This window comes from Micromonospora sp. NPDC047187 (assembly GCF_040643355.1).
Classification (GTDB): domain Bacteria; phylum Actinomycetota; class Actinomycetes; order Mycobacteriales; family Micromonosporaceae; genus Micromonospora; species Micromonospora salmantinae.
Genome location: NZ_JBEYUF010000006.1, coordinates 127,442 through 153,337, shown reverse-complemented (window position 1 = coordinate 153,337; position 25,896 = coordinate 127,442). Strand labels below are relative to the sequence as shown.

The following is a 25,896-nucleotide window of genomic DNA, read 5'->3' as shown; positions in this document are numbered from 1 at the left end:
CCGGCGGTGTCGACCCGCCGGCCGGCGGGACAGCAGAGAGGAACGGCATGCAGCGGTGGCGGGGCTACGACGCGGCGCCCGGCGGGTGGGGACGCTCGGTGGTCACCATCGGCGTCTTCGACGGCGTGCACAAGGGGCACCAGGCGACGATCGGGCACACCGTGGCCCGGGCCCGCGAGTTGGGAGTGCGGTCGGTGGTGGTCACCTTCGACCCGCACCCGGCCGAGGTGGTCCGCCCCGGTTCGCACCCGGCGGTGCTCACCGAGCCGGCCCGTAAGGCCGAGCTGATCGAGGCGCTCGGCGTGGACGTGCTCTGCGTGGTGCCGTTCACCCCGGAGTTCTCCCGGGTACCGGCCGAGCAGTTCGTGCACGACGTCCTGGTCGAGCACCTGCACGCAGCGTTGGTGGTGGTCGGCAGCAACTTCCGCTTCGGGCACCGGGCCGCCGGCGACGTGGCGTTGCTGGAACGGCTCGGTCAGACGTTCGGCTTCGGCGTGGAGGGCGGCCCGCTGGTCGCCGAGGCCGGCACCGTCTTCTCCTCCACCTACATCCGATCCTGCGTGGACGCGGGTGACGTGGGCGCGGCAGCCGCGGCGCTGGGCCGCCCACACCGGGTGGAGGGCGTCGTGGTCCGCGGCGACCAGCGGGGCCGGGAGCTGGGCTTCCCCACCGCCAACCTGCTCTGCCACCGGTACGCGGCGGTGCCCGCCGACGGCGTGTACGCGGCCCGGCTGATCCGCCGCGGTCAGCACGAACCGCTGCTGGCGGCAGTGTCGGTCGGCACCAACCCGACCTTCTCCGGCCGGGAGCGGCGGGTCGAGGCGTACGCGCTGGACTTCTCCGGCGACCTGTACGGCGAGCGGCTGGCCCTGGACTTCGTGGCGCACCTGCGTGGTCAGATCCGGTACGACTCGATCGAGCCGCTGATCGCCCAGATGAATCAGGACGTCGAGCGCACCCGGCGCGTACTGGCCTGATCGTGGCGGGGTGACGGGCCGCCACCGAGGCCCTTCGCCGGGTGTTACCGGCGAGTGCTGGTAGTCTTGCCGGGACGTCGGGTGACCGGCGTGGGGCCTCGCGTGCCTGCTCGACGCCGCGGGTGCGAGGTACCGGTCCGTTCCCGGTCCATCGGGACGACGGACACCCACTTGATCAACCCATCGAAACAGGGAGAACATGGCGCTCGATCAGGAAGCCAAGGCCAGCATCCGCGCGGAGTACGCGACCGCCGAGGGCGACACCGGTTCGCCGGAGGTCCAGGTCGCGGTCCTCACCAAGCGGATCGCCGAGCTGACCGAGCACCTGAAGGTGCACAAGCACGACCACCACAGCCGCCGTGGGCTGCTGCTGCTGGTCGGCCGGCGCCGTCGGTTGCTCAACTACGTCCAGAAGAAGGACATTGCCCGCTACCGGTCGCTCATCGAGCGGCTCGGTCTGCGCCGGTGACGTGACGGGGGAGTGGCCGGACGGCCGCTCCCCCGTACCGCGTCCCACCTGAGGAAACACGGGCCGCGCGACCACCCGAGAGGGAGCCGGTCAGCGTACCGGTCTCCGGTAGTGGCCCCCGGGAACCCCGGCATCATGCCGGCCACCCGGGCGCTTCGATCGAAGACCGGCCGGCTGAGCAGCTCCCCGATGTCGTGGGCCCACGACGCGAAGGAGCACGACAGCACATGACCGAGACCAAACTCGGCACCGAATCCCGCACCGCCGTGATCGACAACGGGTCCTTCGGCACCCGCGAGATCACCTTCTCCACCGGTCGGCTGGCTCGCCAGGCCGCCGGTTCCGTCATCGCCCAGCTGGGCGAGACGGTTGTTCTCTCCGCCACGACCGCCGGTAAGCACCCGAAGGAGCAGTTCGACTTCTTCCCGCTGACCGTCGACGTCGAGGAGCGGATGTACGCCGCGGGCCGCATCCCCGGCTCGTTCTTCCGCCGTGAGGGTCGGCCCAGCGAGGACGCGATCCTCACCTGCCGGCTGATCGACCGGCCGCTGCGCCCGTCCTTCGTCAAGGGCCTGCGCAACGAGGTCCAGGTCGTCGAGACCATCCTCGCGCTCGACCCGCAGCACCCGTACGACGTCGTGGCGATCAACGCCGCCTCGATGTCGACCAAGCTCTCCGGCCTGCCGTTCTCCGGCCCGATCGGGGCGACCCGCGTCGCCCACATCGACGGCCAGTGGGTCGCCTTCCCGACCCTGGAGGAGCTGGCTCGCGCCACCTTCGACATGGTCGTGGCCGGCCGCACGCTCGAGGACGGCGACGTCGCGATCATGATGGTCGAGGCCGAGGCCACCCCGAACGCCGTCGCCCTCATCTCGGCCGGTGCCACCGCCCCGACCGAGGAGGTCGTCGCCAGCGGCCTGGAGGCCGCCAAGCCGGCGATCCGTGAGCTGTGCCGCGCGCAGAGCGAGCTGGCCGAGGTCGCCGCGAAGCCGGTCACCGAGTTCCCGGTCTTCCTGGACTACCAGGACGACGTGTACGACGCCGTCTCCGAGCTGGCCCGCGCCGACGTGGCCGAGGCGATCACCATCGCCGGCAAGGCCGACCGCGAGGAGGCCCTGGACCGGGTCAAGGCCCGGGTTGCCGAAGAGCTGGGCGCTCGGTTCGAGGGTCGGGAGAAGGAGCTCAGCGCTGCCTTCCGGTCGCTGACCAAGTCCGAGGTGCGCAACCGCGTGCTGCGCGAGCAGGTCCGCATGGACGGGCGTGGTCCGCGCGACATCCGTTCGCTGACCGCCGAGGTCGGCGTGCTGCCCCGGGTGCACGGTTCGGCGCTGTTCGAGCGGGGCGAGACCCAGATCCTGGGCGTCACCACGCTGAACATGCTCCGCATGGAGCAGATGGTGGACACGCTGTCCCCCGAGAACCGTAAGCGCTACATGCACAACTACAACTTCCCGCCGTACTCGACCGGTGAGACCGGCCGGGTCGGCTCGCCGAAGCGTCGCGAGATCGGCCACGGCGCCCTCGCCGAGCGCGCGCTGATCCCGGTGCTGCCGTCGCGCGAGGAGTTCCCGTACGCCATCCGGCAGGTGTCGGAGGCGCTCGGCTCCAACGGCTCCACCTCGATGGGTTCGGTCTGCGCGTCGACGCTGGGCCTGCTCTCCGCTGGCGTCCCGCTGAAGGCGCCGGTCGCCGGCATCGCGATGGGGCTCATCTCCGACGAGGTGGACGGCAAGACCCAGTACGTGACGCTGACCGACATCCTCGGTGCCGAGGACGCGTTCGGTGACATGGACTTCAAGGTCGCCGGCACGCCGGAGTTCGTCACCGCGCTCCAGCTCGACACCAAGCTCAACGGCATCCCGTCGGACGTGCTGGCCGCCGCGTTGCAGCAGGCGAACGAGGCCCGGCAGGTCATCCTCGGGGTCATGAAGGCGGCGATCGAGGCTCCGGCCGAGATGTCCGACTACGCGCCGCGGGTCACCACCGTCAAGATCCCGGTGGACAAGATCGGCATGGTGATCGGCCCGAAGGGGCAGACCATCAACGCGATCCAGGACGAGACCGGCGCCGAGATCTCCATCGAGGACGACGGCACGATCTACGTCGGCGCCACCAACGGCCCGTCGGCCCAGGCGGCTGTCGACCGGATCAACGGCATCGCCAACCCGACGCTGCCGAAGCAGGGCGAGCGGTTCCTCGGCACTGTGGTCAAGACCGCCGCGTTCGGCGCGTTCGTCTCGCTCCTGCCGGGCCGTGACGGCCTGCTGCACATCTCCAAGGTGGGCGACGGCAAGCGGGTCGAGCGCGTTGAGGACTTCCTCAACGTCGGTGACCGGGTCGAGGTCGAGATCGCGGACATCGACGCCCGCGGCAAGATCTACCTCGACAAGGTCCGCCCGGAGGGCACCGAGGCTCCGGCCGCCGGTGAGGCCGCCGCTGGCGACCGGCCGGCTGGTCGGGACCGGGGCGACCGGGCTCCGCGTGACCGCGGCGACCGTGAGCGTGGCGGCGACCGTGGCGGTCGTGGCCCGGAGCGCGGCGGCGAGGGCGGCAACGGCGGCGGCGGCGAGGGTGGCGAGGGCGGCGAGCGTCCGCGCCGTCGGACCCGGCACAGCTGACCGTCGTACAACGCATCACCCACCCCTCGTCGAACCGGGAGCAAGTCGTGAGTCGGGCCATCAGCGCGCCGTTTCCACCGGATCGACGGGGGGTGGCCCCGTCTCGGGACACCGGGGCGGGCCGCTCCGGCGGCACCGCCCGCGCGGTGACCCGGACGCTCAGCGACGACCCGCTGGGCGGCACGGTACGTCGTACCGTGCTGCCCAGCGGTCTGCGCGTCCTCACCGAGGCGATTCCGGCGATGCGCAGCGTCTCGTTCGGCATCTGGGTGGCGGTCGGCTCGCGGGACGAGACCGGCCCGCAGGCCGGTGCCGCGCACTTCCTCGAGCACCTGCTCTTCAAGGGCACCCACAAGCGCACCGCACTGGAGATCTCCTCGCAGATCGAGGCGGTGGGTGGCGAGACCAACGCCTTCACCACGAAGGAATACACCTGCTACTACGCCCGCGTGCTGGACGAGGACCTACCGCTGGCGATCGACGTGATGTGCGACCTGGTCGCCGACTCGCTGTTGGAGCCGGCCGACGTCGAGACCGAGCGTGGCGTGATCCTGGAGGAGATCGCCATGCACGACGACGAGCCGGGTGACGAGGTGCACGACCTCTTCGTCCAGGCCGTCTACGGCGATCACCCGTTGGGCCGGCTGATCTCCGGCACCGCGGAGACCGTCACCCCGATGACCCGGCGGCAGATCCAGACCTTCTACCGGGGTCGCTACACCGCGCCGCAGATCGTCATCGCCGCCGCCGGCAACCTCGACCATGCCGCGGTGGTCAAGCTGGTCCGTCAGGCCGTGCGCGGCACCCCGCTGGACAGCGACCCGGCCAGCCCGGCGCCGCACCGCGCGGCGACCCCGGCGGTACGCACCAAGCCGGTGACCACTGTGGTGGAGCCGAAGGAGACCGAGCAGGCACACGTCATCCTCGGTTGCCCCGGGATCGACCGGCTCGACGACCGGCGGTTCGCCCTCGGGGTGCTCAACAACGTGCTCGGCGGCGGCATGTCCAGCCGCCTGTTCCAGGAGATCCGCGAGCAGCGTGGCCTCGCGTACTCGGTCTACTCCTACGCCAGCCAGTACGCCGACACCGGCCTGTTCGCCGTCTACGCCGGGTGCGCGCCGGGCAAGGTCGACGAGGTGCTGGCCCTGACCCGCGCCGAGCTGGCCCGGGTGGCCGCCGACGGGTTGACCGAGGCCGAGGTGGCCCGGGGCAAGGGGATGAGCAAGGGCTCGTTCGTGCTCGGCCTGGAGGACACCGGTTCCCGGATGAGCCGGCTGGCCAAGGGTGAGCTGCTCTACGGCGACCTGATGCCGGTCGACGAGCTGCTCCGCCGGGTCGACGAGGTCACCGTGGAGGACGTGAACGTCCTCGCCGCCGAGCTGCTCAGCCGGCCGATGTCGCTGGCCGTGGTGGGCCCGTTCGGCGCCGGCGACTTCGCGGTCTGAGGTCTGCCGCTCGGCCCGGTCGAGGTGCCCCGGTCTGGCGTCCCGGCCGGTGGAGCACAGCCGATCCGGCCGGAAGGGCCCGTCCCGATTGGGATAGGTTGTGCCCCGTGACTGACGAGCAGGGAAAGACCCCGGCCCAGCAGCTGCGGGTCGGCGTGTTTGGTGCGCGCGGCCGGATGGGCGTCGAGGTCTGCAAGGCGATCGACGCCGCCGCCGATCTCACCCTGACCGCGGCGATCGACCAGGGCGACAGCCGCTCCGCCGTCTCCACCGCCGAGGTGGTCGTCGACTTCACCACCCCGGACGTCGTCATGGACAACCTCCAGTGGTGCATCGAGCAGGGCATCAGCGCTGTGGTCGGCACTACCGGCTTCACGGAGCAGCGGCTGGAGCAGGTGCGCGGCTGGCTGGCCGACAAGCCCGAGGTGGGCGTGGTCATCGCCCCGAACTTCGGTATCGGCGCGGTGCTGATGATGCAGTTCGCCGCGCGGGCCGCCCGACACTTCGAGTCCGTCGAGATCATCGAGCAGCACCACCCGCGCAAGCTGGACGCCCCGAGCGGCACCGCCACCCACACCGCCCGGCAGATCGCCAGGGCCCGCGCCGAGGCCGGGCTCGGCCCGGTCCCGGACGCCACGAAGGACGAGGTGCCGGGTGCGCGCGGCGCCGAGATCGACGGGGTACGCGTGCACGCGGTGCGCGCCACCGGTCTGGTCGCCCACCAGGAGGTGCTGTTCGGCGGCACCGGCGAGACGCTGACCATCCGGCACGACTCGTACGACCGGGTGTCGTTCATGCCGGGTGTGCTGCTGGCCGTCCGCGCGGTGCGCAACCGCCCCGGCCTCACCGTCGGCCTGGACGCCCTGCTCGACTGACCGGCCCCTCTTCCGCGTCCGCCCGCCGACCAGCCCACAACACCGCCCAGCGCAGTATTCCGTTCCGCGCTGACGGAAAGTGTCCAAGATCTACGGGCGCGGGCCGGGTAGCATCCGCCGGATGATCGATGCGGGACACCTGGACCGGGCCGGGCGGCGAGTCACGCTGCGGCCGGTCGACGACGACAACTGGCGGGCGGTGGCCGACGTCGCCCCGCGTGACGACCAGCGCCGGTTCGTGGCCGCGCTGGGCGCGCGCTATCTGCTGCTCAGCATGCGCTCCGAGGTGTGGAACTCGCTGGCCGTGTACGCCGACGAGACCGTCGTCGGCCACGTCATGTGGGGCGTGGACGACGACGGCTCGCACTGGATCGGCGGAATGCTGATCGACGCGGCCGAGCAGGCCCAGGGCGTTGGCCGGGCCACCGTGCAGACGCTGGCCCCCTGGCTGGCGGCCCGGGCCGGCAACCCCCCGGTCCGCCTGTCGTACCACCCCGACAACACCAGAGCCGCAGCCCTCTACACCTCCGTGGGCTTCCACCCCACCGGTGCCATGGACGACGACGAACTGATCGCCGAACGAACCCCCTGAACCCCGCGATCTTGCACTTTCTGTCGCGGAACAAGGCGCATCTCCCGCATTTCAACAACCGAAACCGCTAGATCGCCGGGCTGTTGGGTCTGACCCGCGTCGGGGCCGCCACAGCGGTTCACTCGGCCGGTACCTTCTCGGTCGGCACGCCCACGTGCAGGCGCACCTGAGGCACCAGCATGTCGTCGACGTCCAGCGCCCGGGCCGCGCCGTCGGGCTCCCACCCGGTGCTGGTCAGGAACTTGCGGGTCGCCTCGTCACCGTCGAACGCCCAGGCCACCGCCCGACTCATCCCGTCCTCCCGCCACAGGTCGACGGTGGCCGCGAGCAGTCGACTGCCGTGCCCGCGCCGGCCCCACCGCGGCTCCACCAGCAGGTCGGTCACCGCCGCCACGTCCGGGCCGAGCGCGTCGGCCGGCTCACCCGGGGCCAACGCCTCGGCGTCGGCCGGGCCGGAGGCGGCGAACCCCACCAGATACGATTGCTCGGCCTGTTCGACGGCGACCAGCACCCGGTGCGCGCCCGAGGGCGGCTCCAGCACCGCGGCGCTCCACCGCCGGGCGAGGAACGCCTCGTCCAGGTTGTCGAGCACATGCCGAGGCAGGATCCGGCGGTACGCGACCCGCCAGGTCGCGAGTTGGATGCGTGCGATCTCGCCGGCGTCCTCGGGACGCGCCGGGCGGACGTACCCGAGAGCCATGGGACGGAAGCCTACGCAGGGCGAGGGAGACGACGGTGGCGCAGGGTGCCAACAGGACGACCGCGCAGGTCGTCGGGGTGGTGGTGCTCGCCGCGGCGGTCACCGGGTTCCTCGCCGTCGCCGCCGTCCGGCACGGGTTCTTCGACCTGAAGGTCTACTACGGCGCGTTGACCTGGTGGGTGCACGACGGCGGGGAGATCTACGACTACCTCAAGCCGGGCACCCAGTACGGCTTCACCTATCCGCCGTTCGCCGCGCTGGTCATGCTGCCGATGGCGTACCTGCCGTGGACGGCCGCGATCGTGGTGAGCGTGCTCGCCAGCGTGGCCACCACCACCGTGCTGATCTGGTGGCTGGTCGACCCGATCGCCCGCCGCGCCGGCTGGACCCGGTGGTTCGCCCTCGCCGTGGCGCTCTGCCTGGCCGCCGCGTTCGAACCGATGCGGGAGACGGTCAACTTCGGCCAGGTCAACACGCTGCTGCTCTTCCTGGTGGCGGTGGACCTGCTGCGGCTGCTGCCGGCCGGCAACCGGTGGACGGGGGTGGGCATCGGCCTCGCCACGGCGATCAAACTGACCCCTGGCGTGTTCATCGTCTACCTGCTGGTGACCGGGCGGTGGCGGGCGGCGCTCACCGCCAGCGGCACCGCCGCCGGGGTGTCGCTGCTGGCCGCCGCGCTCTTCCCGGACGCCTCGCGGGAGTTCTGGACCGAGGCGCTGTGGAACACCGGACGGGTGGGCGAGTTGGCCTTCGTCTCCAACCAGTCGCTGCGCGGGGTGGTCGCCCGGCTCGACCCGGAGCACCCGAGCACCCTGCTGTGGCTGGTGCTGGTGCTCGGCACCCTGGCGCTCTGGGCCTGGCGGTCCCGGGCCGCCGTCGCGGCCGGCGACGAGGCGACCGGCCTGGCGCTGACCGGCGCGGTGATGTGCCTCGTCAGCCCGGTCACCTGGGTGCACCACCTGGTCTGGCTGCTGCCCGCGTTGATCCTGCTGGTCGACAACGCGCTGGCCGCGCCGGCCGGCCGCCGACGGCAGGTCCTGCTGCTCGCCGCGACCATCGGGTACGCGTTGCTGATCAGCCGGACCGTCTGGCTCTGGGAGAAGGACTTCACCGGCGTCGACGGCTTCCTGGGCAGCAACGCCTACGTGTGGGTCAGTCTGGCGCTGCTGGCCTTCCTGCCGATCCGCCGGTGGCTGACCCCGAACGGGTCAGCGGTCGAGACGTCCGGCGTACCGCAGCTCGACCAGCCCGACCGGCGCGCCCCCACCGGCCAGCGGCACCTGGTAGGTCGACCGCTCACCGTCCGCTGACAGGCCGGCGCGCTCGCAGAACCGCCGGGCCCGCCGGTTGTCCGCCAGCACCCACGCCCGGTAGCCGGCCCAGCCCCGCTCGGTGAGCCCGCTGCGGGCGGCGTCCAGCAACGCCGCAGCGGTCCCGTCACCCCAGTGGGCCGGCTCCACGTAGAGCGCCACCACCTCGCCGACCGTCGGGTCCAGGTCGTCCCGGTCCTGGTTGCGGCGGTACGGCCCGAAGGTGGTGAAGCCCACGACCAACCCGCCCACCTCGGCGAGCAGGGTGATGAACGGGTGCTCCGGATCGGCGGTGCCGACGTCGCGACGACGCTGCGCCCAGGCCACCACGTTGAGCCGCCCCAGCACCTCGTCGGGCATGAAGCCGGCGTAGCCCGCCTGCCAGCCGTGCACGTGTACCCGGGCGACCGCCTCGGCGTCGTCCGGCTCCTCCCGACGGATGGTCAGCATTGCACCGTTCTATGCCCCGTTGGTCGTCGCGTCCAGCTTCCCGCACCGGCGTCGTACCGATGAATTAAGGTCGCCGACGATGATCGCACCGGAATCGCTCTCGCTCGCCCAGGCCCGCCGCGTGGCGCTCGCCGCCCAGGGCTTCGCCGACCCGGCGCCCACTGGCGTGCCCACCCGCCGGCACCTGCGTCGCGTGCTGGGTCGGGTCGGGCTGATCCAGATGGACTCGGTCAACGTGCTGCAACGGGCGCACTACCTGCCGCTCTACAGCCGGCTCGGGCCCTACCCGACCACGTTGCTCGACCAGGCCGCCTACCGGCGCCCCCGTGAGCTGTTCGAATACTGGGGCCATGAGGCGTCGCTGGTCCCGGTGGAGCTGCACCCGATGCTGCGCTGGCGGATGGCCAGGGCGCACAGCGAATCCTGGGGCGGCATGCGGCGGATCGCCCAGGAGCAGCCGGAGCTGGTCGCCTGGGTCCGGGACGAGGTGGCCGTCCGGGGGCCGCTGACCGCCGCCGAGATCGAGCACGACGCGCCCCGGGAGACCGGCAACTGGGGTTGGAACTGGTCGGCTGTCAAGCGAGCGTTGGAGTTCCTGTTCTGGGCCGGGGAGGTGGCCGCCGCCGAGCGCAGCACCTCCTTCGCCCGCCGCTACGACCTGCCCGAGCGGGTGCTGCCCGCGAGGGTGCTGGCCGCGCCCACCCCGACCGACGCCGAGGCGTACCGGACGCTGGTGGCCCTCGCCGCGCGGTCCCTAGGGGTCGCCGCCGAGCCGGAGCTGCGCGACTACTTCCGGTTACCGCTGGCCGGCGCCCGACAGGCCGTCGCGGAGCTGGCCGAGGCCGGTGAGCTGGTGCCGGTCACCGTGGCGGGCTGGCGACAGCCGGCCTGGCTGCACACGTCCGCCCGGCTGCCCCGCTGGGTGCGGGGCAACACACTGGTCAGCCCCTTCGACCCGCTGATCTGGGAACGGGCCCGCACCGAGCGGCTGTTCGACTTCAGCTACCGGATCGAGATCTACGTCCCGGCGCCACAGCGGGTCTACGGCTATTACGTGTTGCCGTTCCTGCAGGGCGACCGGTTCACCGCCCGGGTCGACCTGAAGGCCGATCGGAAGGCCGGGGTGCTGCTGGTGCCGGCCGCCTGGCTCGAACCCGGCGCCGACCCGGGGGAGACCGCGGTCGCGCTCGCCGCCGAGCTGTACCGCCTCGCCGGCTGGCTCGGCCTGGACGCGGTGGCCCCGCCGGCAGCCGGCGATCTGGCCGGTCCGCTCACCGCCGCGTTGGCCGGCGTCTCCGGTGTACCGTGAGCGCGTGACGAGCGCTCCCGGACCGGTCGACCAGCCGCACCCAGCCCCCGGCGCGGTCCACACGGCGCCGGCCGACGGTGACACGGCTCCCGGTGGCCTCAATTACGGTGGCGCGGGTCCGGAGGGTTGGCCGACGACACCGCCGGGTGGCTACCCGGCGCCTGAGCCGGACCGGCTCACCCGGTTCGTGCTGCGGCTCTACGAGCGTTCCCCGCGCTGGGCGGTGCCGCTGGCCGCGGTCGGCTGCGTCGCCGTCGGCATGAGCTACGCGCTGCTCAGCAACCCGACCTACGCCGACCCGGACGCCGCGCCCACCTGTCTGCTCAAGTTGACCACCGGGCTGGACTGCCCGGGCTGTGGTGGCACCCGAGCGCTCTGGTACGTGCTGCACGGCGACCTGCCGGCCGCCGCCCGGCACCACTTCCTGTTCGTCTTCGCGTTGCCGTTCCTCGCGTACCTCTTCGTGGCCTGGGCGGGGAACCAGGCGTTCGGGTGGCGACTGCCCGAGCTGCGGATCAGCTCGAAGGTCATCGGCGGTTTCCTGGCCGCGTGGCTGGCCTTCTCGGTGCTTCGCAACCTGCCCTGGGCGCCGTTCACCTCGCTCTACGTCTGACCGCCCCGCCCCGCCCCGCCCCGCCCGCCCCGCCTCGCCCCGCTGTGCTGCCGTCTGACGCGCCGCTGCCTGGCGCGCCAGTGCGCGACCTGCCGCCGCCCGACGGGCCGGTGCCCGGGTGCGACCGGCATGCGTTGTTCGAGCGTCCTTTGGAGCTGATTCGTTTACGACATCACGGGCCTCCTCCGGCGCCCACCCGAGTCCGGGGCGCACGACGGCCGACGTACCTGGCCCCGAGAGCGCGCTCGATCCTGGATGTAAGAGCGCGCTCGATCCTGGATGTAGTGGAGTCGGGCGCGATCGATGCCACTACATCCAGGATGTTGCCTGATCTTGCGGGTGCAGCGGCTGCCGAACCGCCCGGGCCCCGGTCGCTCGGGCCCCGGTCGCTCGGGCCTCGGTCGCCGGCTCGGGCGGCCCACCCGCCGGGGGTGATGTCGCCAACGATTCAGCTCCAAAGGACGCCGATGGATCTGTCCGCCCCGGCCCCGACGACGATCCCCGGCACCCGGCACCCGGCACCCGGCACCCGGCCGACGCCCCCAGGCTGTCGGCCTGGTGCGTCGGCGGGTTCGGCGCTGGCTGAGTGATCGACATTGCACGGGGCGCGCCTGAGTTGGGTCGGGCGGCACCCCACCACTAAAGTCCCAGGAATGCCGGACATGGTGCAGCCCCAGGTCAAGTTGATCGCGTGGACCCAATTCGCGGCCCCGGACGACGTGCCGTGGTCGACCGACGCGGAGGGCGGCCAGGCGCTCGCCGAGTTCGCCGGTCGGGCCTGCTACCAGTCGTGGAAGAAGCCGAACCCGGCGACCGCCACCAACGCCGGCTACCTGGCGCACATCCTCGAAGTGGGCCACCTGAGCGTGCTGGAGCACGGGTCGGTCACCTTCTACTTCACCGGGGTGTCCCGCTCCTTCACCCACGAGCTGATCCGGCACCGGCACTTCTCGTACTCCCAGCTGTCGCAGCGTTACGTCCCGGAGCGGGACGCGGCCATGGTCGAGCCGGCCGTCATCGCCGACGACCCGGAGCTGCACAAGAAGTTCGTGGAGGCCGCCGAGGCGAGCGTTCGGGCGTACACCGAGTTGCTGGAGGGCCTCGAGCAGCGCTTCTCCGACGAGCCCAACCCGACGCTGCGCCGCAAGCAGGCCCGGCAGGCGGCCCGCGCGGTGCTGCCCAACGCCACCGAGACCCGGATCGTGGTCTCCGGCAACTACCGGGCCTGGCGGCACTTCGTGGCGATGCGGGCCACCGAGCACGCCGACGTGGAGATCCGTGAGCTGGCCGTGGAGTGCCTGCGCCAGCTCCAGGGGGTCGCCCCGAACGTGTTCGCCGACTTCGTGATCACCACCCTGCCGGACGGCACCGAAGTGGCGGCCAGCCCGCACGAGGCGTCCTGAGCCCTTCCCCGGCGGGCCTCGGCTGGTCGTCCGCTAGGTTGGAGGGTATGACGCACGACCACCTCGACGCCGCGGCCCGACCGGCGTCCCGCCCGTTCGGCCGGCTGCTCACAGCCATGGTGAGCCCGTTCGCCCCCGACGGTTCCCTCGATCTCGACGGCGCCGCCCGGCTGGCGAGCCACCTGGTCGACGAGCAGGGCAACGACGCGCTGGTGGTCAATGGCACCACCGGCGAGTCGCCGACCACCACCGACGTGGAGAAGGAACACCTGATCCGAGCCGTGGTGGAGGCCGTCGGTGACCGCGCCAAGGTGGTCGCGGGCGTTGGCACCAACGACACCCGGCACACCATCGAGCTGGCCGCCGCCGCCGAGAAGGCGGGTGCGCACGGCCTGCTGGTGGTCACCCCGTACTACAACAAGCCGCCGCAGAGCGGGTTGCTGCGACACTTCACAGCGGTGGCCGACGCCACCGGCCTGCCGGTGATGCTCTATGACATTCCGCACCGCTCCGGCGTGCCGATCGACACCGAGACGTTGGTCCGGCTCGCCGAACACGGCCGGATCGTCGCGGTCAAGGACGCCAAGGGCGACCTGACCGCCACCAGCTGGGTCACCAGCCGGACCACCCTCGCCTTCTACAGCGGCGAGGACGCCCTCACCCTGCCGGCGCTGGCCGTCGGGTGCGTGGGCGTGGTCGGCACCTCGACGCATTTCACCGGGGCGCTGACCGCACAGATGATCGAGGCGTACGACGCGGGGGACATGCCGACCGCGCTGGCCCTGCACCGGCGGCTGCTGCCGCTGTTCACCGGCATCTTCCGTACCCAGGGCACCATCCTGGTGAAGGCGGGCCTGGCGTCGCTGGGCCTGCCGGCCGGCCCGGTGCGACCCCCGCTCGTGGACGCCACCGACGACGAGATCGCCCAGCTGCGCGCGGACTTCGCGGCAGCGGGCCTGGAGCTGCCCGAATGAACGAACGACACGATGGACGTCGAGTAACGGCGTCGCAGAATGAGGTGGACGCGTGACCGAGGCGCACATCGAGGCGGAGCTACCCCCGCCGCTGCCGGAAGGTGGCCTGCGGATCATCCCGCTCGGCGGGCTCGGCGCCATCGGTCGGAACATGACCGTCTTCGAGTACGACGGCAAGTTGCTGATCGTCGACTGCGGGGTGCTTTTCCCCGACGTCGAGCAGCCGGGTGTGGATCTGATCCTGCCCGACTTCGGTCCGATCCTGGACCGGCTGGCCGACGTCCAGGCGATCGTGCTGACGCACGGTCACGAGGACCACATCGGCGCGGTGCCGTACCTGCTCGCCCACAAGCCCGACATCCCGCTGGTCGGCTCACAGTTCACCCTCGCCCTGGTCGAGGCGAAGTTGGCCGAGCGGCGGATCCAGCCGTACACGCTGACCGTGCGGGAGGGCGGCCGCGAGCGGCTCGGCCCGTTCGAGTGTGAGTTCTTCGCTGTCAACCACTCGATCCCGGACGCCCTCGCGGTGGCCATCCGCACCCCCGCCGGCCTGGTGCTGCACACCGGCGACTTCAAGATGGACCAGCTGCCGCTGGACGGCCGGATCACCGACCTGGCCGGTTTCGCCAGGCTCGGCGCCGAAGGCGTCGACCTGCTGCTGTCCGACTCCACCAACGCGGAGATCCCCGGATTCGTCACCCCGGAGCGGGAGATCGGCCCGGTGCTCGATTCGATCTTCGCGAAGGCCAAGGGTCGGATCATCGTGGCCTCGTTCGCCTCGCACGTGCACCGCGTGCAGCAGGTCTTCGACTCCGCCGCCGAGCACGGTCGCAAGGTCGCGCTGATCGGCCGGTCCATGGTCCGCAACATGGGCATCGCCCGGGACCTCGGCCTGCTCAACATCCCGGCCGGCCTGGTCATCGGGATCGAGGAGGCGACCACGCTGCCGCCGGAGCAGATCGTGTTGATGTCCACCGGTTCCCAGGGTGAGCCGATGAGCGCGCTGGGCCGGATGGCCAGCGGCGACCACCGGCACATCACCATCGCCCCCGGTGACACGGTCGTGCTGGCCTCCTCCCTGGTGCCCGGCAACGAGACCTCGGTCTACCGGGTGATCAACCGGCTCGCGCGGGCCGGCGCGGTGGTCGTGCACAAGGACGTGGCCAAGGTGCACGTCTCCGGGCACGCCCCCGCCGGGGAACTGCTCTACCTGCTCAACGTGGTCCGGCCCAGCAACCTGATGCCCGTGCACGGCGAGTGGCGTCACCTGCGCGCCCACGCCCGGCTCGGCATCGAATCCGGGGTCGCTGCCGACCGGGTGGTGATCTGCGAGGACGGCGACGTGGTCGACCTGGTCGAGGGCCGCGCCACCCTGGTCGGGCACGTGAAGAGCCGGTACGTCTACGTGGACGGCCTCGCCGTGGGTGACGTCAGCGAGTCGCTGCTCACCGAACGGCGGATCCTCGGTGACGGCGGTTTCATCGCCACCACAGTGGTCGTCGACTCGGTCACCGGCAAGGTGGTCGCCGGCCCGACGCTCTCCGCGAAGGGTTTCTCCGAGGACCCGGAGGCGTTCAACCCGGTGGTGCCGCTGGTCACCGAGGCGCTCAACCGGGCCGCGGCGGACGGCATCACCGACCCGCACCAGCTTCAGCAGATCGTCCGGCGGACCGTGGGGCGGTGGGTCAACGACAAGTACCGTCGTCGGCCGATGATCGTTCCCACCGTCGTCGAGGTCTGAGCAACTCCCGCTGACGCCGGTCCACCTGAACGGGGTGGGCCGGCGTCAGCCGTATCCGGGAGTCAGGGCAGCGCGGCGACGGCCTCGGCGTACGCGATGCCGGTGGCGATGGCGGCCTCCATGAGGACCCGTAGCTGCGCCGGGGCGACCCCGTGCGCCAGGTCGGTGGCCACGTCGCCGGCCAGCACCAACTCGTCGCCGAGGTCGTGCGCGTACGCCTTGGGCAGTAGCCGGTCGTGGTTCCACGCGTTGCAGAAGGCGTACGCCTCGGCGCGGCGGGCCGCCGGCAGCCGGCGGTTGGCCATGGCACGGGCGTGCAGCACCTCGCCGCGCTCACCGGCCCGCCGGAACTGGATCACCGCCCCCTCCCAGTGGCCGACCACTGTCTCGCCCTCGTCCACCAGGTACCGGTCGCCGCGCCCGTCCAAGATTTCGGTGATCATGCCGAGGGAGAGCGCCGACAACTCGCGTTCGCCCAGCTCGGGCTCGGCGTCGGCGTCGGCCTGGAGGTCGGACCAGTCGGCGTCGGGCTCGTCAGGTTCGTCGTCGGTGGGTAGCGGAACCGGCGCCGCTAGCGGGCGCTCGGCCAGCCAGGCGGCCATCCGTCCGGAGTGGTGCCCGGTGCCGTTGCGGGCGTCGAAGCTGCCGGCCAACTCGTTGGCCATCCCGAGCAGCAGCGCCCCGAGGGTGGCGACGTCCAACTCGGTGGCCGTCCGCTCGCCGTACGCCGGCCGGGGCATCGTCCGCCCGCCCAGCCCTGCCTCGGCAGCCAGCCCGCAGACCAGCGCCCCGGCGGCGGCGAACTCCATGGCGGCGAGATCGTCGGTCGGCCGGTCCAACCGGGGAAGCTGCTCGGCCAGGATGGCCAGCCCGCGCTCCAGGTGCCCGCCCAGCGCGCAGAACCGCAGGTGCGCGGCGAGGTGCGGGAACGCCGCGCGCTCCCGCCGGTGCCGGCGGTACGCCCGCACGTGCGACGTCGCCGCCCGCGCCGGCTCGCCGGTGCGCAGTGCCGGCAGTAGACCGGCGACCAGGTCCCGCTCGGGCTGGTCGGTGCAGGACTGCGGGTCGCCGTCGGTTTCCCCGAGCTCACTGACCGCGGCATGCCACTCGCCCCAGCCGGCCAGCAGCTCGGCACGCCGTGCCGAGGCGCAGCCCGGGCAGCCGCCGGCCGGGCCCGGCCGTTTTCCGGACCATCGCTCGTACCAGTGTCGGGCGGTGGGCTCGTCGCCCAGATGATCGGCGATCCGGCAGTGCAGCTCCGCGACGGTCGGTGTGTCCGGGCCATCCGCGCCGACGCGGTGGGCCAGGTCGTGCAGCAGGGACCGGGTCTGGTCCAGCCCGACCCGGGGGGTGCCGAGCAGCGCCTCCACCGCGTACCGCTGGTAGCGCAGCAGCAGCCCGGCCTCCGTCTCGGTGAGGAGGTCGGGCCGGTGGTCGGCGGCGGCCCGGCAGCGCCGGACCGGCTCGACCAGACGCCACCGCTCCCCGTGCAGCAGGTACGCCTCGATCAACGCGAACCGCGCGTCCATCCCGGACCGGACGTCGCCGGCCGCGTCGGCGCGCTCGGCGAGCCGCTCCAGGGCCACCTGCCGGGCCGGGCCGTCGGGGAGGTCCCGGGCCGCGGCGAGCGCGGTCTCCAGCGCCGGTGCGCGGCCCCGCGCGAGGCGGTCACCGGAGCCGGTGGGTGTCGTGCCGGTGCGGCTGCCGGTGAACTCGTCCCGGCCGGTCACGACGGCACCGCGCCGGGCAGTCGACGAACCGCCACGGCCAGCTGGCAGCCGGTGGAGATGCCACAGTCGAGCAGTTGGTCGAGCTGGTGTGGGGTCACGCCGCGTTCCAGGTCGGTGATCACCTCTCCGTACACCCGGGCCCGACCGTCGTCGGCGACGTGGACGAACGCCTTGGGCCAGAGCCGGTCGTGGTTCCAGGAGTTGCAGAACGCGTACAGGTCGGGCACCCGTTCGATGCCGAAGGTCGGATCGACCATGGTGCGGATCTGGAGCAGCTCCCCGTCCCCGCCGACGCGCAGGAACCAGATCAGGTTGTCGTCGAAGTGGCCCACCAGCTCGCCGTCCGGGGTCGGGCCGACGGACCGGCCACGGGCAGCGAGGACCGCGGCGACCAGTTCACCGGTCAGCGGACGCAGCGCGCCAGGGTGCCCGGCCAGCGGATCGTCCGGATCGCCTTCGATTTCCGGCGACGCCATGGGGCATCCCTTCTGAGGCGGATATCACGACCGGCGGTGGGGTTCGTGTTACGACGCGCGGACACGACCCGGAAAAGCGGGGTTCTGCCCGGCCCCACCGTTACCGTGACTCTATGGCGGGCCGTACCTCTCAGGCGAGCCGGCGACGCGGCGCGTCGCCGCGCGGTGGCACCAACAGTCGTGCCCGTCAACCGGCGAAGAAGACCACCCGGGCACCGGTCCGACGTCGCACCACGCCGTCCCGGCCCGGACCGGCGGTCTACGTCGGTCGTGCGGTCGGTGCACTGTGGATGGGGTTGGCGCACGGGATGGGCTGGGCGGTGCGCGCCGCCGGCCGGCAGGCCGCCTCGGCCCGCGACCTCGACCCGGAGCACCGCCGCGACGGTGCCGGGCTGCTCATGTTCGGGCTCGCCCTGCTCACCGCCGTGGCGCTCTGGCTGTCCGGAGCGGGGCCGGTGGGCGCGCGACTGGCCGACACGATCCGGCTGTTCCTTGGTGCGATCTCGGTCGTCGTTCCGGTGCTGCTGATGATCGGGGCATGGCGGTTGATGCGTCAGCCGGCCGATCCGGAGCACCGGGGCCGTGGGTTGATCGGCTGGGGGTCGCTGCTGGTGTCGACCGCCGCGCTGCTCCAGATCGGTCAGGACCCGGCCGACCCGCTGGAGCGTGACTTCGCCGGCGGTCTGGTCGGCGCGGGCGTCGGCGGGCTGTTGGAGCGGGCGGTCACCGCCTGGGTGGCGGTGCCGCTGCTCATCCTGCTTCTGCTCTTCGGTCTGCTCGTGGTGACCGCGACGCCGATCAACAAGATCCCGGAGCGGCTGGGCCTGCTCGCGGGTGGGCTGGTCGGCGCACCGGAGGCGGATGAGGAGGCGGACGAGGTGGCCGCCAAGCCGGCGCGCAAGCGACCGGCGAAGCGGATGCCCGCGCCACTGGACCCGGACGACTTCGAGGACCTGGACGGCGCGGACCTCCAGGAGACCATGGTGCTGCCGCGCAAGTCTCCGGCGAAGGTGCCGGCGAGCCGCAAGCCGCCGGTCGACCCGCCGGAGCACTCGCCCGCCCCGACCCGGGCCGAGCAGCTCGCGTTGACCGGGCTGTCCGGGGACTACACCCTGCCGCCGGCCAACATGCTCAGCGCCGGGGCGGCCGCGAAGACCCGCAGCAAGGCCAACGACGAGGTGATCGCCGCGCTGACCGGCGTGTTCGACCAGTTCGACGTGGACGCCGCCGTCACCGGCTTCACCCGCGGCCCGACCGTCACCCGCTACGAGGTGGAGCTGGGGCACGGCGTCAAGGTCGAGCGGATCACCCAGCTGTCCCGCAACATCGCGTACGCGGTGAAGTCACCGGACGTACGGATCCTCAGCCCGATCCCGGGCAAGAGCGCCGTCGGCGTGGAGATCCCGAACACCGACCCGGAGAACGTGGCCCTCGGCGACGTGCTGCGCTCGCGCGCGGCGACCAGCGATCACCACCCGATGGTGGTGGCGCTCGGCAAGGACATCGAGGGCGGCTACGTGGTGGCCAACCTCGCGAAGATGCCGCACATCCTGATCGCCGGGGCCACCGGCGCGGGCAAGTCGAGCTGCCTCAACACCCTGCTGGTGTCCATCCTCACCCGGGCCACCCCGGACGAGGTGCGGCTGCTGCTGATCGACCCGAAGCGGGTCGAGATGACCGGCTACGAGGGCATTCCCCACCTGGTCACCCCGATCGTGACGAACGCCAAGAAGGCGGCCGACTCGCTGGACTGGGTGGTCCGCGAGATGGACATGCGTTACGACGACCTCGCCGCCAACGGGGTCCGGCACATCGACGACTTCAACCGCAAGGTCCGCAGCGGCGAGATCACGGCACCGCCGGGCAGCGAACGCGAGATGCGTCCGTACCCGTACCTGTTGGTGATCGTGGACGAGCTGGCCGACCTGATGATGGTCGCGCCGCGCGACGTGGAGGACTCGGTCGTCCGGATCACCCAGCTGGCCCGGGCCGCCGGCATCCACCTGGTGCTGGCCACCCAGCGCCCCTCGGTCGACGTGGTGACCGGTCTGATCAAGGCGAACGTGCCGTCCCGGCTGGCGTTCGCCACCTCCTCCCTGGCGGACTCCCGAGTCATCCTCGACCAACCGGGCGCGGAGAAGCTGCTCGGCCGTGGTGACGGGCTCTTCCTGCCGATGGGCGCCTCCAAGCCGGTCCGGATCCAGGGCGCCTGGGTCACCGAGCGCGAGATCGCCGACGTGGTGAAGTTCTGCAAGGACCAGCGTGAGCCGGAGTTCCGCAAGGACGTGCTGGCCCCGGCGCAGGAGAACAAGAAGAAGATCGACGAGGACATCGGCGACGACCTGGACCTGTTGGTGCAGGCGGTGGAGCTGGTGGTCACCTCGCAGTTCGGCTCGACCTCGATGCTGCAACGCAAGCTGCGGGTCGGTTTCGCCAAGGCGGGCCGCCTGATGGACCTGATGGAGACCCGGGGAGTGGTCGGGCCGTCCGAGGGGTCGAAGGCGCGCGACGTGCTGGTCAAGCCGGACGAGCTGGACGAGGTCCTGACCGGCCTGCGCGGCGACGTGGACTGACCGACCCCCGACGCACGACGGGCCCGCCGGAATCCGACGGGCCCGCGACGGGGGGAGTGGTCAGTTGTTGATCAGCGCGGCGAAGACCACCAGGCTGATGATCGCGGCGACGACGCTGGCCGCGGCGGCGTACCAGCCCAGCGGCTTGTCACCGAGCACCGCGCCGACGACGCCAGCGATGACGCCGAGCACGCCGAAGATGATCGGGTTGAGCAGCAGGGCCAGGACCGCGAAGACGAAGCCCACGATGGTGAGGATGCGGGCGGCGTTGCTGCGGGGACGGGCGGTGCTCGGCATGTCGGCCATGTCTTCCTCCGGGTGAGAGCCTGTCGTGACGAATCGATCACTACCCACTGTGGGCGCCGGCCACGCCTGCCGACGGGGCGCCTCAGTGGAAGATCTTGAGACCGATCACGCCGGCGACCACCAGCAGGAGGCAGAGGATCCGGGGCAGGCTCGCCGACTCGCCGAGCGCCAGCATCCCGACCAGCGCGGTGCCGACCGCGCCGATGCCGACCCACACCGCGTAGCCGGTGCCGACGGGGATGTCCCGGAGCGCGTACGACAGCCCGGCCATGCTCAGCAGCAGGGTCACCACGAACACCACTGACGGGACCAGCCGGCTGAAGCCGGCGCTGCGGTCCAGGGCGATCGCCCAGGCCGTCTCCAACAGTCCCGAGATCACCAGTACGAGCCAGGCCATCGTTCACCTCACCGGAAGCGCCCGGGCTGCCGCGCCGGGACGAGTCGAGTCTGCACGTCACGCGGGGCGTCTTGGCCTGACCGGGTACGCCCACCACTCGTCCGGAGCGGCCACGAGCATCCGGCCGCCGGTGCCGACGCTAGCACCGGCCCCGGGTGGCGGGGCCGTGACCACCACCACGGTCCGTTGACCTCCACCTGACTTCAACTTGCAGTATCGCCACCATGACCATGCTCTACGCCGACCCGGAGGTCGCCGCCGCGCTGGACGCCGCCACCACTGTCGACGCCATGCGCGCCGCCCTCCTGGCCGCGTACGAGGGGCGCCTGATCGCGCCGCCCCGGGCCGCCGCACCGCTGGGCGGCGGGCGGATGGTTCTCACCGCCGGGCACCTGGTCGGCGAGTGGTACGGCTTCCGCTCGTACGACACCTTCGGTCACCCGCAGGGCGAGCAGTTGGTGGTGCTGCACGACGCCCGGACCGGGGCGATCCGGGCGGTCGCGGTCGGCGAGGAGTTGGGCTCCCGTCGTACCGGAGGGTTGGGGGGCCTCGCTGTCGACGCGCTGGCGCGTCCCGACGCCGCCACCCTCGCGGTGATCGGCTCCGGCCGGCAGGCGTGGACCCAGGTCTGGGCGACCGCCGCGGTCCGTCCGTTGCGCGAGGTGGTGGTGCACAGCCGCTCCGCCGCTCGCCGGGAGGCGTTCGCCGCCCGGGTCCGTGCCGAACTGGGCGTGCCGGCCCGGGCGGTGGCCGACCCGGGCTCGGCCGTCGCCGGGCGGGACCTGGTGGTGCTGGCGACCACCAGCCCGACCCCGGTGCTCTGCGCCGCCGACCTCAGCCCCGGCACGCACGTCAACGCGGTCGGTTTCAAGCAGCGCGACCGCAGCGAGTTCGGCACCGACCTGCTGGACACCGCCGACCTGCTGGTCACCGATTCACCGGCCCAGGCGGCGGACTACCAGCCGCCGATGCTCGCGGCCACACCCCCGTACGCCGGGCGGTTGCGTGACCTGGGCGGCATCCTGGCCGGCGCGGTTCCCGGCCGGACCACGGCGAACCAGATCTCCGTCTTCTGCTCCACCGGCCTGGCCGGCACCGAGGTGTTCCTGCTCGACGCGCTGACCCGGGTCGGCGCCGAGGCGCGCTGACCGGAATGACGTTCGCCTCGGTGTCGACCGTCTCCGCAGCCCGCGTGCGTGGGGTTACCCGGCCGGCCCGGTACCCTCGGATGGTGTCTGCCACCTCTCCTTCTCCCGCTGATCACGCCGAGGGCCGTCGCGTCGCCCTGCTGACCCTGGGCTGTGCCCGCAACGAGGTCGACTCGGAGGAGCTGGCCGCCCGCCTGCACGCCGACGGCTGGCAGGTGACCACCGACGGCGAGGGCGCCGACGTGGTGGTCGTCAACACCTGCGGTTTCGTGGAGAAGGCCAAGCAGGACTCGATCCAGACTCTGCTCGCCGCCGCCGGAACGGGCGCCAAGGTGGTCGCCGCGGGCTGCATGGCCGAGCGGTACGGCCGGGAGTTGGCCGACAGCCTGCCCGAGGCCCAGGCGGTGCTGAGCTTCGACGACTACCCCGACATCGCCGCCCGGCTGAACGCCGTCGTCGCCGGCGAGCAGATCACCGCGCACACCCCACGGGACCGGCGCGAGCTGCTGCCGCTGACTCCGGTGCAGCGCCGCGACAGCAAGGTGTCTCTGCCCGGCCACGGCACTGTGACCCGCACCGTCGTCGACACCGATGAGCACACCCCGGCACACCTGCGCCAGGTGCTGCGCCGACGGCTCGACACCGGCCCGGTGGCCTCGCTGAAGCTGGCCAGCGGCTGCGACCGTCGCTGCGCGTTCTGCGCCATCCCGGCCTTCCGGGGGGCCTTCGTCTCGCGTACCCCGGACGAGCTGCTCGCCGAGGCGGAGTGGCTGGCCAAGACCGGCGTACGGGAGCTGGTGCTGGTCAGCGAGAACTCCACCTCGTACGGCAAGGACCTGGGTGACCCGCGCGCCCTGGAGAAGCTGCTGCCGCAGCTCGCCGCGGTGACCGGCATCGTCCGGGTGCGGGCCAGCTACCTTCAGCCGGCCGAGACCCGGCCCGGTCTGGTCGAGGCGATCGCCACCACCCCGGGCGTGGCGCCGTACTTCGACCTGTCGTTCCAGCACTCCAGCGAGCCGGTGCTGCGCCGGATGCGGCGTTTCGGCTCCACCGACCGGTTCCTGGAGCTGCTGGCGAGTGCCCGCGCCCTGGCCCCGGACGCGGGCGCCCGGAGCAACTTCATCGTCGGCTTCCCCGGCGAGACCCGCGCCGACGTCGACGAGCTGGTCCGGTTCCTGACCGAGGCCCGGCTCGACGCGATCGGCATGTTCGACTACAGCGACGAGGACGGCACCGAGGCTGCCGGGCTGCCCGGCAAGGTCTCCGCCGCGACGATCAAGCGGCGCTACGACCGGCTCAGCGCCCTCGCCGACGAGCTCTGCTCGCAGCGGGCCGAAGACCGGCTCGGCTCGACAGTCGAGGTGCTTGTCGACTCGATCGAGGACGGCGTCGTGGAGGGCCGGGCGGCCCACCAGGCGCCCGAGGTGGACGGTTCCACCACCCTGGTCGCCCCGGCCGAGGGCGGGGTCGACCTGGCCGCGTTGCGCCCGGGCGATCTGGTACGCGCAACGGTGACCGGCACCGAAGGGGTGGACCTGCTCGCTGTGCCGGATGAGATGATCTCGGCGGCGCCCGGCGCGGCACGGTGACGGCGGGCCCGAGCGGAGCGGGGGACCCAGGTGGTGCGGTGCCGGGAACGCCACGGCGGCCCGAGCGGAGTCCGGCGGTGACCGGGGCGACGGAGTCGACGCCGGGCCGGGTGGTGGCCGTGGTGCCCGTCGTCAACGCGGCCAACGCGTTGACCGCCCTGCGGCTGGTGCTGGTGCCGGTCTTCGCCGCCTCGGTGATCATGTCGGGGATGACCCACGCCGGTTGGCGGATGGCGGCCTGCCTGATCTTCGCGGTGGCCTCGGCGACCGACCTGGTGGACGGCTGGATCGCCCGCCGCTTCGGGCTGGTCACGTCGGTGGGCAAGGTGGCCGACCCGATCGCCGACAAGGCGCTGACCGGCGCGGCGCTGGTGCTGCTCTCCTGGTACGACCAACTGCCCTGGTGGGTGACAGCGCTGATCCTCGTCCGCGAGCTGGGCATCACGGGGCTGCGGTTCTGGGTGATCCGGCACGGCGTTATCGCCGCCAGCCGAGGCGGCAAGGTCAAGACCGCGCTCCAGATCCTCGCCATCGCCTGGTACCTCTGGCCGATGCCGGCCGCGCTCGCCGCCGTCGGCCCCTGGATCATGGCCGCCGCCGTCCTGGTCACGGTCGCCACCGGCTTCGACTACATAGCCCAGGCCCTCCGCCTCCGCCGCCCCCGCTGACCCCCTGCCCAGGTGCTCCTATCGATCATGGAGTTATCGCCGGTCGGAACGGCGTGTCGTGACACCAACTCCATGATCGCCGCGATTGGGTCGGGCGTCGGGGTTGGGGATTGGTGGGTGGGGAAGGACTGGTTGGTGCGACGGAGGTTGGGGTGTCGGTGAACGGTGGCGGGGCGGGCGGTGCCGGGGTGAATGGTCCTGGGGCGGGTGGTGCCGGGGTGAATGGCGCTGAGGTGGACGGTGCCGAGGTGGGCAGAGCGGCGGCGGGCGTCGTGCACCGGCTGGCCGAGCGGCACGAAACCCTGGCCACTGTCGAATCGCTCACCGGTGGGTCGCTCGCCGCTTCGATCGTGAACATCGCCGGGGTCAGCGGGGTCTACCGGGGTGGCCTCGTGGTCTACGCCACCGAGTTGAAGGCGACGCTGGCTGGCGTACCGGACGACCTGCTGTCCGAGCGAGGGCCGGTGGACCCGGAGGTGGCGGCGGCGCTCGCCGAGGGCGGCCGGCAGCGGTGCGGCGCGGACTGGGGGCTGGCCACCACGGGGGTCGCCGGCCCGGAGCCGCAGGACGGGAAACCCGTGGGCCTGGTCTACGTCGCGGTCGCCGGTCCGAACGGCGGCGAGGTCCGCCAGCTCCACCTGGGCAGCGGGCGGGACCATGTCCGAGCGGAGGCGGTGGTCGAGGCGTTGCGGCTGCTTTCCGAGCGGCTGGCCGCCGCAACCTCGTGAACGCCACCGCCGAAGCGATCAGAGCCACCGAGCCGACGCCACACGGGCGGCGGCGTGCCCCGGTGAGCCCGTCCCGACGAACCGACGGGCGGGGCGGGATGTCGCTCGGGCCCGCAACGGGTACGGTTGCGGGAAGGCTCCGACGTTCGGGGTCGGCGCGGTCCGCCGCGACCGGCTGCCCAGCGGCGGGCGCGAGGTATCCCTCAGGGGGGAGGTGCGATGATCCTGCTACGCCGGGTGATCGGTGACGCACTGCGAGCGCGTCGGCAGGGCCAGCAGCGCACGCTGCGTGAGGTCTCCACCGCCGCCAACGTCAGCCTCGGCTACCTCTCCGAGATCGAGCGCGGGCACAAGGAACCGTCGAGCGAGTTGCTCGCCGCGATCTGCGACGCCCTCGGTGCCCGCCTCTCCGAGCTGCTGCGTGAGGTGAGCGACACCGTGGCGCTCGCCGAGCAGATGCCCGGGGTGCTCGTCTCGATGCAGGACGAGCCGGCCGACGCCGCCGCCAAGAGCACCAACCGGGGTGTCCGTCAGGTCACCTCCGACGGCAAGGTCGCTGTCTCGGTCCGCCAGGAATCGCCGCTCAAGGCCACCCTGCGCAGCACCCGGGTCCGCCCGACCGAGCGCGACCGGGACGTGGTCTGCGCGGCCTGAGCCGCCGATCCAGTTGACCATGGGCGGGCTGGCCCCGGCCGCGTAGGGTTGCTCGCAGGAGCCGCCGGTGCTGTCGACCGCCCGGTACGGATGCCTCATTGGCGTTCGGCTGGGACGATGGAGACCGGCCGGTCATGGTCGGTCGGTCCAG

24 protein-coding genes and 1 riboswitch are annotated in these 25,896 nt (G+C 72.3%); of the genes, 18 read left to right on the top strand and 6 right to left on the bottom strand.

The window, feature by feature from the left end; genetic code table 11:
• Positions 1–47: 47 nt before the first annotated feature.
• From ABZ794_RS13320 to ABZ794_RS13295, 6 genes are all read left to right on the top strand, one after another.
• A complete protein-coding gene (locus ABZ794_RS13320; RefSeq protein ID WP_210784734.1) occupies positions 48–977 on the top strand; it encodes a bifunctional riboflavin kinase/FAD synthetase in 930 nt (309 codons plus the stop codon).
• A gap of 199 nt (positions 978–1,176) precedes the next feature.
• A complete protein-coding gene (gene rpsO, locus ABZ794_RS13315; protein ID WP_030337594.1) occupies positions 1,177–1,446 on the top strand; it encodes a 30S ribosomal protein S15 in 270 nt (89 codons plus the stop codon).
• Positions 1,447–1,673: 227 nt separating this feature from the next.
• On the top strand, positions 1,674–4,064 hold the full coding sequence (locus ABZ794_RS13310) for a polyribonucleotide nucleotidyltransferase (protein WP_357515671.1): 2,391 nt from the start codon (positions 1,674–1,676) through the stop codon (positions 4,062–4,064).
• Positions 4,065–4,111: 47 nt separating this feature from the next.
• Positions 4,112–5,509, top strand: a complete 1,398-nt coding sequence (locus ABZ794_RS13305; protein ID WP_210784736.1) for a pitrilysin family protein — start codon at positions 4,112–4,114, stop codon at positions 5,507–5,509.
• 107 nt (positions 5,510–5,616) lie between these two features.
• Positions 5,617–6,384 carry a 4-hydroxy-tetrahydrodipicolinate reductase gene (gene dapB / locus ABZ794_RS13300; protein ID WP_357515669.1) on the top strand — a complete coding sequence of 256 codons (768 nt, stop codon included), beginning with the start codon at positions 5,617–5,619 and terminating at the stop codon, positions 6,382–6,384.
• Between the two features lie 121 nt (positions 6,385–6,505).
• Entirely contained in the window at positions 6,506–6,976 is a 471-nt protein-coding gene (locus tag ABZ794_RS13295) for a GNAT family N-acetyltransferase (protein WP_357515667.1), read from the top strand.
• A gap of 118 nt (positions 6,977–7,094) precedes the next feature.
• Here ABZ794_RS13295 and ABZ794_RS13290 read toward each other — a convergent pair whose 3' ends face one another.
• A complete protein-coding gene (locus ABZ794_RS13290; protein WP_210784739.1) occupies positions 7,095–7,676 on the bottom strand; it encodes a GNAT family N-acetyltransferase in 582 nt (193 codons plus the stop codon).
• Between the two features lie 35 nt (positions 7,677–7,711).
• On the opposite strand from ABZ794_RS13290, the gene ABZ794_RS13285 reads away from it, so the two are divergent.
• Entirely contained in the window at positions 7,712–8,986 is a 1,275-nt protein-coding gene (locus ABZ794_RS13285; RefSeq protein ID WP_357515666.1) for a glycosyltransferase 87 family protein, read from the top strand.
• On the opposite strand, the gene ABZ794_RS13280 is transcribed toward ABZ794_RS13285, so the two are convergent.
• Positions 8,885–9,436 (bottom strand): GNAT family N-acetyltransferase, encoded by a 552-nt coding sequence (locus tag ABZ794_RS13280; RefSeq protein WP_357515664.1) that lies wholly within the window; start codon positions 9,434–9,436, stop codon positions 8,885–8,887. The genes ABZ794_RS13285 and ABZ794_RS13280 overlap by 102 nt on opposite strands.
• 79 nt (positions 9,437–9,515) lie before the next feature.
• On the opposite strand from ABZ794_RS13280, the gene ABZ794_RS13275 reads away from it, so the two are divergent.
• From ABZ794_RS13275 to ABZ794_RS13255, 5 genes are all read left to right on the top strand, one after another.
• Positions 9,516–10,745 carry a crosslink repair DNA glycosylase YcaQ family protein gene (locus ABZ794_RS13275; RefSeq protein ID WP_357515661.1) on the top strand — a complete coding sequence of 410 codons (1,230 nt, stop codon included), beginning with the start codon at positions 9,516–9,518 and terminating at the stop codon, positions 10,743–10,745.
• A gap of 4 nt (positions 10,746–10,749) precedes the next feature.
• Positions 10,750–11,358 carry a DUF2752 domain-containing protein gene (locus tag ABZ794_RS13270; RefSeq protein ID WP_238689765.1) on the top strand — a complete coding sequence of 203 codons (609 nt, stop codon included), beginning with the start codon at positions 10,750–10,752 and terminating at the stop codon, positions 11,356–11,358.
• Positions 11,359–12,020: 662 nt separating this feature from the next.
• Positions 12,021–12,761, top strand: a complete 741-nt coding sequence (thyX, locus tag ABZ794_RS13265) for an FAD-dependent thymidylate synthase (RefSeq protein ID WP_210786506.1) — start codon at positions 12,021–12,023, stop codon at positions 12,759–12,761.
• A gap of 47 nt (positions 12,762–12,808) precedes the next feature.
• Positions 12,809–13,735, top strand: a complete 927-nt coding sequence (gene dapA, locus ABZ794_RS13260; protein WP_210786476.1) for a 4-hydroxy-tetrahydrodipicolinate synthase — start codon at positions 12,809–12,811, stop codon at positions 13,733–13,735.
• Between the two features lie 52 nt (positions 13,736–13,787).
• A complete protein-coding gene (locus ABZ794_RS13255) occupies positions 13,788–15,476 on the top strand; it encodes a ribonuclease J (protein WP_210786478.1) in 1,689 nt (562 codons plus the stop codon).
• 62 nt (positions 15,477–15,538) lie between these two features.
• On the opposite strand, the gene ABZ794_RS13250 is transcribed toward ABZ794_RS13255, so the two are convergent.
• Positions 15,539–17,116 carry a YbjN domain-containing protein gene (locus ABZ794_RS13250; RefSeq protein WP_357515772.1) on the bottom strand — a complete coding sequence of 526 codons (1,578 nt, stop codon included), beginning with the start codon at positions 17,114–17,116 and terminating at the stop codon, positions 15,539–15,541.
• A gap of 86 nt (positions 17,117–17,202) precedes the next feature.
• Positions 17,203–17,682, bottom strand: coding sequence for a YbjN domain-containing protein (locus ABZ794_RS13245; protein ID WP_210786482.1), 480 nt, complete (start codon positions 17,680–17,682; stop codon positions 17,203–17,205).
• Positions 17,683–17,795: 113 nt separating this feature from the next.
• Here ABZ794_RS13245 and ABZ794_RS13240 point away from each other — a divergent pair, with 113 nt between their 5' ends.
• On the top strand, positions 17,796–20,255 hold the full coding sequence (locus ABZ794_RS13240; protein WP_357515658.1) for a DNA translocase FtsK 4TM domain-containing protein: 2,460 nt from the start codon (positions 17,796–17,798) through the stop codon (positions 20,253–20,255).
• A 60-nt stretch (positions 20,256–20,315) separates the two neighbouring features.
• Here ABZ794_RS13240 and ABZ794_RS13235 read toward each other — a convergent pair whose 3' ends face one another.
• Together ABZ794_RS13235 and ABZ794_RS13230 are read right to left on the bottom strand one after the other, a co-directional pair.
• Positions 20,316–20,561, bottom strand: coding sequence for a hypothetical protein (locus ABZ794_RS13235; RefSeq protein ID WP_210786486.1), 246 nt, complete (start codon positions 20,559–20,561; stop codon positions 20,316–20,318).
• A gap of 82 nt (positions 20,562–20,643) precedes the next feature.
• On the bottom strand, positions 20,644–20,958 hold the full coding sequence (locus tag ABZ794_RS13230) for an SMR family transporter (RefSeq protein WP_112586602.1): 315 nt from the start codon (positions 20,956–20,958) through the stop codon (positions 20,644–20,646).
• A 60-nt stretch (positions 20,959–21,018) separates the two neighbouring features.
• A riboswitch (guanidine-III (ykkC-III) riboswitch) is annotated at positions 21,019–21,090 on the bottom strand.
• A gap of 92 nt (positions 21,091–21,182) precedes the next feature.
• Here ABZ794_RS13230 and ABZ794_RS13225 point away from each other — a divergent pair.
• The 5 genes from ABZ794_RS13225 (at position 21,183) to ABZ794_RS13205 (ending at position 25,745) form a co-directional block, all read left to right on the top strand.
• Positions 21,183–22,106: an ornithine cyclodeaminase family protein gene (locus tag ABZ794_RS13225; protein ID WP_210786488.1), complete on the top strand. Its 924-nt coding sequence runs from the start codon at positions 21,183–21,185 to the stop codon at positions 22,104–22,106.
• 80 nt (positions 22,107–22,186) lie between these two features.
• Entirely contained in the window at positions 22,187–23,695 is a 1,509-nt protein-coding gene (gene rimO, locus ABZ794_RS13220) for a 30S ribosomal protein S12 methylthiotransferase RimO (RefSeq protein WP_210786490.1), read from the top strand.
• A 77-nt stretch (positions 23,696–23,772) separates the two neighbouring features.
• Positions 23,773–24,363 (top strand): CDP-diacylglycerol--glycerol-3-phosphate 3-phosphatidyltransferase, encoded by a 591-nt coding sequence (pgsA, locus tag ABZ794_RS13215; protein ID WP_030336827.1) that lies wholly within the window; start codon positions 23,773–23,775, stop codon positions 24,361–24,363.
• Between the two features lie 218 nt (positions 24,364–24,581).
• Positions 24,582–25,091: a CinA family protein gene (locus tag ABZ794_RS13210; protein WP_238689771.1), complete on the top strand. Its 510-nt coding sequence runs from the start codon at positions 24,582–24,584 to the stop codon at positions 25,089–25,091.
• A 219-nt stretch (positions 25,092–25,310) separates the two neighbouring features.
• The gene (locus ABZ794_RS13205; RefSeq protein ID WP_210786492.1) at positions 25,311–25,745 is read left to right on the top strand and encodes a helix-turn-helix transcriptional regulator; all 435 of its coding nucleotides are present in this window, start codon (positions 25,311–25,313) and stop codon (positions 25,743–25,745) included.
• Positions 25,746–25,896 lie beyond the last annotated feature (151 nt).

Bases quoted from the DNA above. Each gene is read 5' to 3' on its own strand.
- ABZ794_RS13320 (WP_210784734.1), top strand. From the start codon at position 48: ATGCAGCGGTGGCGGGGCTACGACGCGGCGCCCGGCGGGTGGGGACGC.
- rpsO (WP_030337594.1), top strand. From the start codon at position 1,177: ATGGCGCTCGATCAGGAAGCCAAGGCCAGCATCCGCGCGGAGTACGCG.
- ABZ794_RS13310 (WP_357515671.1), top strand. From the start codon at position 1,674: ATGACCGAGACCAAACTCGGCACCGAATCCCGCACCGCCGTGATCGAC.
- ABZ794_RS13295 (WP_357515667.1), top strand. From the start codon at position 6,506: ATGATCGATGCGGGACACCTGGACCGGGCCGGGCGGCGAGTCACGCTG.
- ABZ794_RS13290 (WP_210784739.1), bottom strand. From the start codon at position 7,676: ATGGCTCTCGGGTACGTCCGCCCGGCGCGTCCCGAGGACGCCGGCGAG.
- ABZ794_RS13280 (WP_357515664.1), bottom strand. From the start codon at position 9,436: ATGCTGACCATCCGTCGGGAGGAGCCGGACGACGCCGAGGCGGTCGCC.
- ABZ794_RS13275 (WP_357515661.1), top strand. From the start codon at position 9,516: ATGATCGCACCGGAATCGCTCTCGCTCGCCCAGGCCCGCCGCGTGGCG.
- thyX (WP_210786506.1), top strand. From the start codon at position 12,021: ATGGTGCAGCCCCAGGTCAAGTTGATCGCGTGGACCCAATTCGCGGCC.
- dapA (WP_210786476.1), top strand. From the start codon at position 12,809: ATGACGCACGACCACCTCGACGCCGCGGCCCGACCGGCGTCCCGCCCG.
- ABZ794_RS13245 (WP_210786482.1), bottom strand. From the start codon at position 17,682: ATGGCGTCGCCGGAAATCGAAGGCGATCCGGACGATCCGCTGGCCGGG.
- ABZ794_RS13240 (WP_357515658.1), top strand. From the start codon at position 17,796: ATGGCGGGCCGTACCTCTCAGGCGAGCCGGCGACGCGGCGCGTCGCCG.
- ABZ794_RS13235 (WP_210786486.1), bottom strand. From the start codon at position 20,561: ATGGCCGACATGCCGAGCACCGCCCGTCCCCGCAGCAACGCCGCCCGC.
- ABZ794_RS13230 (WP_112586602.1), bottom strand. From the start codon at position 20,958: ATGGCCTGGCTCGTACTGGTGATCTCGGGACTGTTGGAGACGGCCTGG.
- ABZ794_RS13225 (WP_210786488.1), top strand. From the start codon at position 21,183: ATGACCATGCTCTACGCCGACCCGGAGGTCGCCGCCGCGCTGGACGCC.
- rimO (WP_210786490.1), top strand. From the start codon at position 22,187: ATGGTGTCTGCCACCTCTCCTTCTCCCGCTGATCACGCCGAGGGCCGT.
- ABZ794_RS13205 (WP_210786492.1), top strand. From the start codon at position 25,311: ATGATCCTGCTACGCCGGGTGATCGGTGACGCACTGCGAGCGCGTCGG.